11 protein-coding genes and 1 tRNA gene are annotated in these 12,037 nt (G+C 68.9%); 3 read left to right on the forward strand and 9 right to left on the reverse strand.

The window, feature by feature from the left end; all coding sequences use genetic code 11:
* Window positions 1-296: 296 nt before the first annotated feature.
* Both JEK78_RS13175 and JEK78_RS13180 read right to left on the reverse strand, forming a co-directional pair.
* Window positions 297-1,577 carry a HipA domain-containing protein gene (locus JEK78_RS13175; RefSeq protein WP_200258705.1) on the reverse strand — a complete coding sequence of 427 codons (1,281 nt, stop codon included), beginning with the start codon at window positions 1,575-1,577 and terminating at the stop codon, window positions 297-299.
* Between the two features lie 33 nt (window positions 1,578-1,610).
* Window positions 1,611-3,437, reverse strand: coding sequence for a DUF262 domain-containing protein (locus JEK78_RS13180; RefSeq protein ID WP_242483057.1), 1,827 nt, complete (start codon window positions 3,435-3,437; stop codon window positions 1,611-1,613).
* Window positions 3,438-3,854: 417 nt separating this feature from the next.
* On the opposite strand from JEK78_RS13180, the gene JEK78_RS13185 reads away from it, so the two are divergent.
* Both JEK78_RS13185 and JEK78_RS13190 read left to right on the forward strand, forming a co-directional pair.
* Window positions 3,855-4,562, forward strand: a complete 708-nt coding sequence (locus JEK78_RS13185; protein ID WP_242483058.1) for a YwqG family protein — start codon at window positions 3,855-3,857, stop codon at window positions 4,560-4,562.
* A 483-nt stretch (window positions 4,563-5,045) separates the two neighbouring features.
* Complete coding sequence (locus JEK78_RS13190) at window positions 5,046-5,681, forward strand: hypothetical protein (RefSeq protein ID WP_200258707.1); 636 nt, start codon at window positions 5,046-5,048, stop codon at window positions 5,679-5,681.
* Window positions 5,682-5,700: 19 nt separating this feature from the next.
* Here JEK78_RS13190 and JEK78_RS13195 read toward each other — a convergent pair.
* The 7 genes from JEK78_RS13195 to galU form a co-directional block, all read right to left on the reverse strand.
* Window positions 5,701-5,774 (reverse strand) — tRNA-Ala (locus tag JEK78_RS13195).
* Window positions 5,775-5,856: 82 nt separating this feature from the next.
* Complete coding sequence (glpR, locus tag JEK78_RS13200; protein WP_200258709.1) at window positions 5,857-7,035, reverse strand: gephyrin-like molybdotransferase receptor GlpR; 1,179 nt, start codon at window positions 7,033-7,035, stop codon at window positions 5,857-5,859.
* A 248-nt stretch (window positions 7,036-7,283) separates the two neighbouring features.
* Window positions 7,284-7,898 (reverse strand): GNAT family protein, encoded by a 615-nt coding sequence (locus JEK78_RS13205; protein ID WP_200258712.1) that lies wholly within the window; start codon window positions 7,896-7,898, stop codon window positions 7,284-7,286.
* A gap of 17 nt (window positions 7,899-7,915) precedes the next feature.
* Complete coding sequence (locus tag JEK78_RS13210) at window positions 7,916-8,437, reverse strand: MogA/MoaB family molybdenum cofactor biosynthesis protein (protein WP_200258715.1); 522 nt, start codon at window positions 8,435-8,437, stop codon at window positions 7,916-7,918.
* Window positions 8,434-8,937 (reverse strand): cyclic pyranopterin monophosphate synthase MoaC, encoded by a 504-nt coding sequence (gene moaC, locus JEK78_RS13215; RefSeq protein ID WP_200258717.1) that lies wholly within the window; start codon window positions 8,935-8,937, stop codon window positions 8,434-8,436. The genes JEK78_RS13210 and moaC overlap by 4 nt, the downstream gene beginning before the upstream one ends.
* A gap of 83 nt (window positions 8,938-9,020) precedes the next feature.
* Window positions 9,021-10,367 (reverse strand): gephyrin-like molybdotransferase Glp, encoded by a 1,347-nt coding sequence (gene glp / locus JEK78_RS13220; protein ID WP_242483059.1) that lies wholly within the window; start codon window positions 10,365-10,367, stop codon window positions 9,021-9,023.
* Window positions 10,364-11,275, reverse strand: a complete 912-nt coding sequence (gene galU, locus JEK78_RS13225) for a UTP--glucose-1-phosphate uridylyltransferase GalU (RefSeq protein ID WP_200258719.1) — start codon at window positions 11,273-11,275, stop codon at window positions 10,364-10,366. The genes glp and galU overlap by 4 nt, the downstream gene beginning before the upstream one ends.
* Window positions 11,276-11,367: 92 nt before the next feature.
* Here galU and JEK78_RS13230 point away from each other — a divergent pair, with 92 nt between their 5' ends.
* The gene (locus JEK78_RS13230) at window positions 11,368-12,006 is read left to right on the forward strand and encodes a 5-formyltetrahydrofolate cyclo-ligase (RefSeq protein WP_200258721.1); all 639 of its coding nucleotides are present in this window, start codon (window positions 11,368-11,370) and stop codon (window positions 12,004-12,006) included.
* The last annotated feature ends 31 nt before the right edge of the window (window positions 12,007-12,037 follow it).

The raw sequence follows: 12,037 nt of genomic DNA on the forward strand, positions 1-12,037 counted from the left end.
CAGCGCCTCGGGGCCGCACGGCTTTGTCACCAGGCCACGAACAACGACCTCGCTCGGACACACCTCTAACAGACCCCGGAAACGCCGAGATCCCGCCCGATCAATCGGATCGGACGGGATCTCGTAAACGTTGCGTGGGGTGTTCACGAGTGCGCCCGACCAGGCCCTCCAGAGATGTACGAAGATCGATCCCCGAACCGGCGGAGATCGTTTCCCACCCTGCTGCCTGCCGGGTTTCCTCCAGTGAAGCAGTGAGCCAACCAGCCTTCAGCGAGAGCCAAGACGTCCGGTCGCCGTTAAGGGCTACCAAGCAGACGCCGCGCGGATTCGGTGATCCATGTCCCGATCGCCGTACTAAGGCTCTTGTTGTCCGCGAGGTGCTCCTCAAACTGCGGCCAGTTTGCTCGGGTCTGCTCAATGGTCTGCACGGCCTCCTCGCGCAGCCGCCCGTGGCTCGTACCGAGACGACGGTCCAGGGCACGTTCAAGCCGATCGAAAGCAGCGAGCCGTACCCGTTCGAAGGACTTGCTGCCCCCAAACTTGAGCCCAAGGTCCTCTGGATCGTCGTTGGGCGCGTAGGGGCTGGTAGACACCAGGTCGTACACCGGCGACAGCGACGGGACGCGGCGGTCGCGATAGATCAGGGACCAGTTCTTCAGGTGAGCGTCCCCATTGCCCACAACTACGGAAAATGCGATACGACGGGCAGCCTCGCGCAGCGAGTCTACGTCATGGCCGCGATAGGCGATGGCCGCGACGGTCTCGAACGCTGACTGGTACTTATCCTGCGGGTACTTGTCCCTAACCTGCGCGAAGTCCTCGATGTGGATGGGGGTGCGGTGCTCGTCCCGGCTCCGGTCAAATCGACGGACGGCGTAGGCCCACTGCTCGTCGTTCGGCCACATGCGGTCGGGTAGACCCTCAAACTCATCGCGATGCATGAGGCGAACATCCGGGACCTCCAGCCCTGCAGCCCGCGCAAGGGACATGATCGTGAACTCGTTGCGCGGGACATCCGGGTGACGATAGTCCGGGAACTTGACCAGCCAGTCGCCGTACTCGCCGGCAGTGGGAACAGTCAGCCGATCCCCTCTGGCCAACATGGAGAATTTGAGGGCAACTCCGGCCAGGGAAAAACGCCATGGTGAGTCGGATGAGGGAAAGCCATACGCTCCACTAGGGCCCTTCTCTGTCGCCACAGACGGTTCGCCGTCAGGCCACTCCCAGCCGTCGTCGGGGCCTTCGGCTCGCAGCACTTGGACGGCACCGGGTAGGTCACGGCCGACCTGGGCGAGAAGCTCCATCTCCCGGTCGAGCGAGACACCCCGGTCGTCGGCGATCCACTCCCGCAACGGGCCCTCAGGAAGGAGGTTGGAGAACCAACGAGGCAGCCTCAGGGCTGACGCGTAGGGAGCACGCAGGTTCTCCTCGAAACGGAGCCCGAGGACCGGGCGATGCGGGTCAGTCACATACGACTCGTTGACAATGAAGCGGGTATAGTCGCCCTTTTGACAGAGCGTGCCGACCCGATGCGAGTGCAGGAGTACGGCGTAGTAAGTCTCCGGAACCGTGGCCATATGGGGCGCTGTCCTGTTCAGAGAGGGGGCCAGTCAGAATCGCTCTTCGGGCTCGCTGAGTTCATCGAGAGTGTCAAAGTCCATGGAGTCCAACGAGGGGGTGTCCTCGTAGTCCCATTCGGCCATGCGCGCAAGGAAGTCCTCCAGACGCTGCCGGATCATCTGCTGACGCAGACTCAGGAAGTTCTCGCGATCTCCCTCAGCGAGGGCCCGGCTTGTCCGCTCGTTCATCACGTGCGAGGCCAAGACCAATTCCCAGGTCTGCTCGTCCAAGTGAGCAGGACGACGAGCCAGCAGCGTGGCGCTCTCCGACACGGGATCTTCCTCACTCGGCAGAAACAGGCGGTTCGCCGCGTACAGAACCTGCTGGGAAGTGAGACCGCGAGGGAAGATCACATGGGCCACTGTGCTCGCGGTCTTCTGGTCCGCGAGCAGGGTGGAAAGGCTCGGTAGATCGACGGGCGCCCCGGTAACAAGGGAGCGAGGTCGCAGAGACCACCAGGAGCTGAGGATGATCTTTGCAGCGGCCTCATTAGTCCGGAACCGCTCGATGGTCGGGAGTGCCGGCTGAGCCTCGGCCATGGCATCCATCAGGCCCGTGACCGAACCACGCTCGTCGCCCTTGCGAATACGGGCGCACAGGACACGCGACACCTGAGTGAAGCTTCCCTTAAAGACAGCGGGGCCGGACACGGCCACCCGCCAGTACAACCGCCGCAACAGGCGGCGCGTATTGGGCTCCGGCTCAGGGAAGTGCGCGAAGAAGCGTGTGAGGACGACGAGGAGCGCGCGGTAGACCAGCAGCGCGATGTGCGGCACTTCCGCCTCGGTCTGCAGGAAACCGATGGCACGAACCAGCGCCTCTTCGCCTTCGCCGTATGCTACGTACTGATCTTCGTCTTCAAACTCCGGGGCCGTACGCCGACCGACGGAGCTGAACTCGTTCCGGATATCCCGGGAAGGATCCGGTCCTCGGCGCGCAAGGATGGACGCGAGAACAGTGTCCGTATCGACGGTACCGAACCCGGTTCTCGCGGCGATGCGGTCTGCGATCCTGGAGAGGTTGAGTCGCTCCTCCGCGCCTTCTTCCGGGCCAGCGTAGAGCGCGGAGAAAATCTCCGCGCGATTGAGGCGCTTCCCGTAGTTGTTCATTCGGTCAAAGATATCGGTCAGGATGTCCAGATCGTCCTGACGTACCAGATAAGCGGGCACCTTGTACTGGCGCAGCGCGGTAGCTACACGGTCGGCTTCGTCGAACAGCTCTGTGACCAATTCGCCCTCTGTGCGGAACCATCCAATGAGCTTCTTCAAGTCAAATAGGACAGGTAGCGCAATATGCTGGGGCTCGCGCGTCTTGGGCTGAGCGATAAACCTCTTCTCCCTGAGGTCGTAATAGATGGAGAAGGGTTCGTGAAGGTGCCCCTCGGGGCTCAGTGCATTCGCAAGACTGGTAATGCGCTGCTGCCCGTCCACGACCCATAGAGCGTCTGCGGCAGCTGGCGCATCGATCCTCAACTGGCCTAGAGTGAAGGAGCGCGCTGGCGTCTCGCGGACCCAGAGAAGCAGGTTCCCGATGGGATAACCCTTGACGATGCTGTCGAAGAGCCTGAGGATATCAGTAGTGCCCCAGCGAAAGTCGCGCTGAAAGTGTGGGACGTGGATTCTCCCCTTCCATGCCTGGGCCACGAGATCGCCCAGCTCGTACGTCGTCGCGCTGGGCTGGGTGTCCAGGCCTGAGGTGGTCATCTCCAGAATCCCCCATTGGGTATTTGTGATCAGGTCGCGTGATGAGCATGCAACAACGTGGCTCCAGCTGCCCTCTCCCCCTCCCTGCGAAGATCTTCGCAGATCGATGACCACGCTCGCAGACTATTCTCAACGCCGCACGGCACCCTTGGTGATGGTACTCACGGCCGACATCGACCGCGCACTGGTCATTGTCTCCCGCTACCAGGCCTCACTCACCGAGTGGCCACACGCACGGGAGGGACCGAACAGCCAGAACGGCCGGTTCATCTATGTTGAGCCATGGACTGGTGGCGTTGGGAGGGAAGGTGCGCCTCCGCTGCTTGAAGCTGACCGTAGTCGATGTCGGTGCTGCCGTGGATGATCGGGCGCATGACACATGGTTCCCAAGGTGCCCTTCAGGCTCTCGCGTCGCAACATCTCTCACCGGAGAACGCCGAGAAGTGGCTCGGTCTGCTTCGCCCTGGTGCGCGCCTGGAGGCAACGGCTGCCCCTAACGGCGGTGTCGGTCGGCTCGGCGGCCTTCCTGCCTTGCCAGCCGGCGCGGAGTGGCCGGCATGGGATGGTCACGGTCCGCTCTCCTTCATTGCCTCGGTCGACTGCGCGCGCCTGCCAGCGGCTGAGCTGGACATCGATCTGCCCGCCACAGGGACTCTGCTGTTCTTCTACTTCGATGGGCGGCTGGACGACGGCGATGCTCTCGTTCTTACTGAGGACCGGGAGAGCTGGGCGGGCGCCCGCGTGCTCTATGTGGCGGCCGACGAGAAGGTGGCGGAGCGTGGGATACCTGCCGGGCTCACGCCCTATCCGGTGGCGCCGCTGGCCGCTCGGGTGGAGATGACGGCGACCGAGCCCTGGCATCCGTCCGTCCGGGCCGCCTTCGCTCCGGGTGCCCCGCTGGGGAACCGGTACGACCACCCCGTCTGCTCGCAGGAGTTCCTCGACGCGCTGTGGGAGTTCGACGACGAGGTGGGGCACCAGATCGGCGGCCACGCTCACTCCGTACAGAACCCGGTGGAGATCGAGATCGCGGAGGCGGTCTTGGACGACGAGGTGTCCTGGGACGACCCTCGGCTGTCCGAGGAGGCGGGCAATTGGGTACTGCTGGCCCAGTTCGACAGCGAGGACGCCGCGGACATGATGTGGGGCGATGCCGGAGCCCTGTATTGGCTGATCCGCCCGGAGGATCTGGCCGAGCGGCGCTTCGAGCAGGCGATGTTCACCTGGCAGTGCAGCTGATGAGCGCGGCACTGATCTGCCCCGAGTTTCGTAGAGTTCGCAGCCCGCGCGTGGCTCGGCATCCCCGAGGTTCCGCCGTCCACGGCACGTGCGTGCATAGCTGCCAGTCGTCGCCTCAGGGCCAGACCGGATCACCACCGCGCTCGACGGTCGTGCGGCTGGGAACCGGCTCCAACGGCTGGCGAACGATCTCGTACTGGTCCCGGTCCGGCCGGCACAGCAACGGGGATACCCGCGGAACTGGGCCGGTGACGTGGGCATGGATGCCACCTCCATCCCGGTTCTGGCCAACCCTGATAGCGACTACTCGGGCACGGCCTCCGTCGAGATCACCGCCGGCTGGCACTTCAGCGGCGGCTCCGACAAGGGCATCTTCGGCTACAGCGCGAGCCTGCTCTCGTCGCCGCCCACTCACGCACGGGCGAAGGAGCCACGAAGGGCCGCCGCGCGCCCTCCTACCCGCGACTCTGCCTCGGCCTCAGCTTGGACACTCCGACCGTCCGTACGGGCGAGAACGCGGTCACCGTGTTGAAGCACCTCGCCGAGCTTCGACTGCTGACAGGTATCTGTGCCGCTGACCGGGCCGATGCGCAGGCGCCCGTGCGGGGCCTCCGCGATCAGCGTCCCCGTCGACACCTGAAGATCGCCAAGTTCCGGCAGGACAGCCACTACCTCAGCCTCACCTCGCCTCCGATCTACAAGCCGATCCGTTCCCACAACGAGGACCTCAACGGCCGCCTCAAGGGCGCCTACATGGACGTCGGCACCCCGATGCACCGCCGAGCACCCGGCCAGGTGGCCCAGACGATCTTGATCGCGATCATGTTGGCCATCGGAAACCTGGACATCCTGGAAACCTGGCTCTACGAGCGCACCGGCTTCCGCCTTTCCGACGCCGACTTCGATTCCATTCCGGCTGCCCCAGGTCGCGACTGGTCTTCCGCCCCCACACCACTCGACATGGGGCGGCATCCGCCGGCCAGGCACCTGCCGAGCAACCCGCCAGACCCGATACGCCGCCATCCACCACCCCGAACAGGCATCGAACGACCCCCGAAACGACGAAGATCCCGCCCGATCTTGCGATCGGACGGGATCTCGTCAACGCTCCTGAGCTAACTCAAGAACAGTCGTTGCGTGGACCTGTGGGGATTTGAACCCCAGACCCCCTCGATGCGAACGAGGTGCGCTACCGGACTGCGCCACAGGCCCTTGCGACGAATGGAACTCTAGCACCCTGGTCGGCCGGGTCGGAAATCGGCTTCCGGGCTCGTGAGAGCGCCGGGAGTGGCCTCTACTCGTTCGCGGCCTTGGGGCGGTCGCCGTCCTCGTACTGGTCGAAGAGGGGCGTGTGGCCCCGCTCGCGCGAGCGTCGGGCGGACGCGGCGCGCCGTGCTCCGGTCCCGGGCCGGTCGGTGGGCTCCGCTCCGGTGCGAGGGGCGTCGGCCGCCGGCGCCTCCCCCCGCGGGGTGGCGGGGGCCCCGGGGTCCGCTTCGCGGCCCCGGGGCGCGGTACTCGATCGCGTGGAACTCCAGGCGTCGACGGCGTCGTGGTCCACGTCGCGGGTGGCGCGGGGGGCGACCGGAGCGGTGACGTAGGTGGGTAGGGGCACCGGCACCGGTTCCCAACTGTCGCCGGCCTGCCCGGGGCGGCGCCGCTCCCGTTGCTGGTCGACCCACTCGGCGTGGTCGGTCTGCTCGACCAGGGCGCGCCGGTCGGCCGCGAGGGAGGAGAACTCGGAGTGTGGGCCGGCGGCGGTCTCCGTCCCGGTGTCCGCGAGGTCGACGACGGTCTCCGCCTCGGCCGGGTCGGGGTGCCGAGGGTGACGTTCCCGCTGCCGCAGTCGCCGGGCGGCGGCCTCGGCCCGTCGGCGGTCCATCTGGAAGGTGAAGCGTCGGCGCTCCTGTGCGCGCAAGTAGCCGATGTAGGTGCTGAGCAGGACCGCGGGGGCTGCGGGGGCCCACAGGAAGGCGAGTCCGCCGACGGCGGCGACCATGGCGCCGAGGGTGAAGCAGAGGAAGAGGACCACGGTGGTGCGTCGGCGGCGTGCCAGTACCCGGGATCGACGGGCTCGTGCGGCGGCCTCGGCCGGGGTCGCGGGCCGGGCGGCCTGGGTCGAGCCGGTCGTCGACCACTCGGGTTCGGGCTCGGCGTCGATGATCGCGTCGGCGGTGTCGACGTCCCGACGGGGCGGTTCGAGGGGCGGGGGTTCGGTCGACGCTGTGGCGGGGTTCGGGAACCCGTCGGGGGCGACGCCGATCTCGGGGCCGGTCTCGTCGCGGGAGCGCGCCGTGAGGTCCTTGGTGTATCGACGCTCCATGGCCGCTCGTCCGGAGAGGAGTCGAATGGCCGTGCTGAAGCGTTCCGTCGGGCGGGCCTCGTTCAGTTCGTCCTGCCTACGGAGCCACATCGGCACCAGGTAGGCAGCCCATGCCCCGACGATGACTGCGTAGATGAGGCCGCTGCTGCTCACGGTTGACACCGTAGAGGGGTTTGGCTCGGGCCATCCGCCAATTGGGCCGGTGTGTCGCACGATCTGGCTGATATTTCGAAATTTTCTTGTGATGGATGCGAGGCGTGTGGGGTGGGTCGTCCGTTTCGGGGCCTGGTGAGGCGCCACGATCGACAATTCCGAAAATCAGTTCGAATAATTGGTCGGTGTCGCGAGGCGATCCATTCGATGGCCCGACGACTTCGCCGGCCCCGGCACCTCCCGGCGCCTCAGGCGTGACCGGCGGGGCTGTTCGGCGGTCGGGTGCGGTGCCAGCGGCGCAGCAGCCCCTCCGGTACCTCTTCGGCGGTGAGCGCGTAGACCAGGTGATCACGCCAGCCGCCGTCGATGTGCAGGAACCGCGGGCGGACCCCCTCCTGCCGGAAGCCGAGCTTCTCGACCACCCGACGGCTCGGCCGGTTCTCGGGCCGGACGCACACTTCGAGCCGGTGCAGCCCCACGGAACGGAAGCAGTGGTCGACGACCAGAGCCAGAGCCGTCGGGGTGACCCCGCGGCCGGCGACCTCCTCGTCGACCCAGTAGCCGACGTGTCCGGAGCACATGGAGCCCCACGTGATGCCGGCGACCGTCAATTGACCCGCCAGTCTGCCCCGGTACTCGACGACGAAGGGGAGCATCCGACCGGCGTGGGCCTCCGCCCGTAGATGCCGCACCATCTGACGGTACGTGGGCCGGTGGGCGACCGGCCCGGCGGGCCCAGGGGGCGGAACCGTCGCCTCCCAGGGCCGCAACCACTCCCGGTTGCGGCGGTTCACCTCCCGCCAGGACCGTTGGTCGCGCATCCGCAGCGGGCGGAGCGCGACCTCGCCGTCGGCCAGGGCCACGGGCCAGGCCGCGCGGCTCAGCTCGCACCCCCGGGGAGGGCGCCCGAGTGGTCGCCGCCACCGATCTGCTCCACGGCGTGGACCAGCAGGGGGCCGAGCACCGCCAGCCCGTCCCGTACCCCTCCGGTCGATCCCGGGAGGTTGACGATCAGCGTGCCTCGAACCACCCCGGCGATCCCTCGGGAGAGCGCGGCGGTCGGAACCTTGTCCCGACCGTACGCCCGGACGGCCTCCGCGATGCCCGGTACCTCGAACTCGATCACCGCTCGGGTGGCCTCCGGGGTGCGATCGGTCGGCGAGACGCCCGTCCCCCCGGTGGTGATCACGACGTCGTGGCCCGCGGCGGCGGCCTCCCGCAGGGCGTCTTCCACCGGTCCGCCGTCGGGCACCACCCGGGGGCCGGTCACTGTGAACCCCCACTGCCGCAGGGCCTCCGCGATCAGCGGTCCGCCCCGGTCCTCGTAGACACCGGCCGCCGCACGGCTGGAGGCGGTGACGACCAGCGCGCGCCGCCGCTCGGCCGAGGGCCCGGCGGTCACGCCCGGCTCCAGTCGCCGGACTTCCCGCCCGTCTTTCCGATCACCCGGACATCGCTGACGACCGCTTCCCTGTCGACCGCCTTGACCATGTCGATCACGGTGAGCGCGGCGACCGCGACGGCCGTGAGCGCCTCCATCTCCACCCCCGTGCGGTCCGTCGTACGGACGGTGGCGGTGATTTCCACTGCGTCGTCGGCGACGGCCAGATCCAGGGCCACTCCGGACAGGGACAGCGGGTGGCACAGCGGGATCAGCTCGGGGGTGCGTTTGGCGCCCATGATCCCCGCGATGCGGGCGGTGGCCAGGGCGTCTCCCTTGGGGAGTCCTTCCGCGCGCAGCATTTCGACGACGCGCTGCGAGACGAGGACACGGCCGCTCGCACGGGCCGTGCGGGCGGTGACGTCCTTCGCGGAGACGTCGACCATGCGGGCGGCGCCCGACTCGTCGAGGTGGGTGAGCCGCCCTGGCGGTTCCTGGGCGGGTCGCTGATGCGTACTCATGCTCGTGTGGCGCTCCCGGTCCGGGCCCGGCCCGGCGGACACGGGCCAGTTGTGCGCGCCACGCTACCGCCACGGGCACGGGCTCACCCGAGCAGGATCACCCGCGTCTCGTCACCGGGCGCCAGGCGGTCCCGGTCCTCCGGGACGACGATCAACGCGTCGGCGCGGGCGAGGGCGGCCACCAGATGCGAGCCGGCGCCGCCGACCGGGGTGACCGTGCCGCCGTCGGCGTCGTATCGGCCGCGCAGGAACTGCCGGCGTCCAAGGGGCGAGGTCAGCTCCTTGTCCCCGGCGAGTGTGGCTGTCGTCGAGGGACGATGGAGGTCCGACAGTCCCATCAGGGCGCGGATGGCGGGCCGCGCGAACAACTCGAAGGAGACGTAGCACGACACCGGGTTGCCCGGCAGGGCCAGCAGCGGCGTGTGGTCGGGCCCCACGGTGCCGAACCCCTGGGGCTTGCCCGGTTGCATGGCGAGTCGGCGAAAATCCACGCCCCCGCCGGATTCGTCCTGGCCGACGGAGGGCGCGAGGGCCTCCTTGACGACGTCGTACGCTCCGACGCTCACCCCGCCGGTCGTGACCACGAGGTCGGCGCGGACCAGTTGGTCCTCGATGGTGGCGCGCAGCGTCCGCGCGTCGTCCGTGACGGCCTCGACGCGGTAGGCGAGGGCCCCCGCGTCCCGGGCGGCGGCGGTGAGGGCGAAACCGTTCGAGTCGTGGATCTGACCGCGACCCAGTTTGCTTCCCGGCCGCACGAGTTCGGTGCCGGTCGAAAGGACGACGACGCGCGGGCGGGGCCGGACCCGGACCGTGCCGCGGCCGATCGCGGCCAGCAGGCCGATCTGCGGGGGGCCGAGGACCGTGCCGGCGTCGAGGGCCCGGTCGCCGGCCCTCGCGTCGCAGCCCCGGCCGCGGACATGGGCCCGGGCCTGGACCGGGCGGTGCACCCGCACGATGCCTGCGGCGGCTTCGGGCACGACGGCGTGGGCGGGCATCGCGGTCACCGGACCCGCGCCGAGACCACCGTCGGTCCACTCCACGGGCACGACGGCCTCCGCGCCGGGAGGGATCGGGGCACCCGTCATGATGCGTGCGGCCTGCCCCGGCCCGACGCGCGGGGGCTCCGACGAGCCCGCGGCGACGTCCCCGACGACCTCCAGCGCGACGGGGAACTCCTCGGTCGCGGCCCCGACGTCGGTGACCCGGACCGCGTACCCGTCCATGGAGCTGTTGTCGAAGGGCGGCAGGAAGCCGGGCACCACGACGTCGTCGACGAGGACGCACCCCTGGGCGTCGAGCAGACCCAGCTCGATGGGTTCGAGGGGGCGGACGGTGGCGAGGACGTCGGCCAGGTGGTCGTCCACCGACCACGAAGGCTCGCCGTCGACCGACCGGGGGGACCCGGCGGCGGAGGACGCGGTACTGCTCAAGGTCGTTGCATCTCCTCGGACACGAAGGTGCGGAGCCAGTCCCGGAGATCCGGGCCGAGGTCCTCACGTTCGCACGCGAGCCGGACGATGGCACGCAGGTAGTCCCCCCGGTCGCCGGTGTCGTAGCGGCGGCCCGAGAAGACCACGCCGTGCACCGGGCCGCCGAGCCTCTCGTCCGCGGCGAGCTGCTGGAGCGCGTCGGTGAGCTGGATCTCGCCGCCCCGTCCCGGCTCGGTCTTGCGCAGGACGTCGAAGACGCGCGGGTCGAGGACGTAGCGGCCGATGACGGCGTAGTTCGACGGCGCGTCCTCGGCGGCGGGCTTCTCGATCAGGTCGCTCACCTCCACCACGTCGCCTTCACCGGTGCCCCGGACCGCCGCGCAGCCGTAGAGGTGGATCTGTTCGGGCGCGACCTCCATCAGCGCCACGACGCTGCCCCCGTGGCGCTCCCGCACCTCGATCATGCGCTGGAGCAACGGGTCGCGCGGATCGATCAGGTCGTCGCCGAGGAGGACCGCGAAGGGCTCGTCGCCGACGTGCGGCGCGGCGCAGAGGACCGCGTGGCCGAGGCCCTTGGGGTCGCCCTGCCGGACGTAGTGGATCATGGCCAGGTCGCTGGATTCCTGGACCTTGGACAGGCGCTGGGCGTCCCCCTTCTTCTCCAGCGCCGATTCCAGTTCGTGATTGCGGTCGAAGTGGTCCTCAAGGGGGCGCTTGTTGCGCCCGGTCACCATCAGGACGTCGCCGAGGCCGGCGGCCACGGCCTCCTCGACCACGTACTGGATCGCCGGCTTGTCGACCACCGGGAGCATTTCCTTGGGGGTGGCCTTGGTGGCGGGGAGGAACCGGGTGCCGAGACCCGCCGCGGGGATGACAGCCTTGCTGATCCTGGGTTGTGCCTGTGTCATGCGCGCAACCCTAGCCCGTGTGTTTGGGAGCGAACTGTGACTATGGATGGTTGGTTCTCATATGAGCATATGAAGGAGATGACGGATCGAACATGACCGACGTCGAACCCCCGGCCGAGCCCGACAAGCGGGCCCTGCGCCGCGGCATCCTGGCCGCCCGCTCCCTACTGACCCCGGATGACCTGCGGGAAGCGGACCGGTCTCTGGCCGAGCGGGCACTGTCTTCACCGCGCATCGCACAGGCCCGCACGGTGGCGGCCTACGTGTCGATGGGCGCAGAGCCCGGGACTCGCGCTCTGCTCGACGCGCTGCGCACGCGGGGGAAGCGCGTGCTGCTGCCCGTGCTGCTGCCCGACGGCGACCTGGACTGGGGGTCCTACGACGGACCCGGCTCTCTCGCGACCGTGCGGCACGGCGCCCGGATGGCGCTCCTGGAGCCCGTCGCGCCCCGCCTCGGCGTCGAGGCGGTGGCCGCCGCCGATGTGGTCCTGCTTCCGGGACTGGCGGTCGATCGCCGGGGGGTGCGTCTGGGGCGCGGGGGAGGGTCGTACGACCGGGTGCTGGCCCGGCTCGACCGGGCCGGGGCCCGGCCCGCCGCGATGGTGTGCCTGTACGACGACGAGGTCCTGCCCCGGGTGCCCGACCGGCCGCACGACCGGCCGGTGGACGCCGCCGTCACACCGTCCGGTGTTCGCATGTTCCCTCGGAGCCCGGGAGTTTCGACGCCTTGAGCGCCCGGGACCTCGCGGCGCCGGCGCGACG

The sequence above is a fragment of the Streptomyces sp. HSG2 genome (assembly GCF_016598575.1).
In the GTDB taxonomy this organism is placed as follows: domain Bacteria; phylum Actinomycetota; class Actinomycetes; order Streptomycetales; family Streptomycetaceae; genus Streptomyces.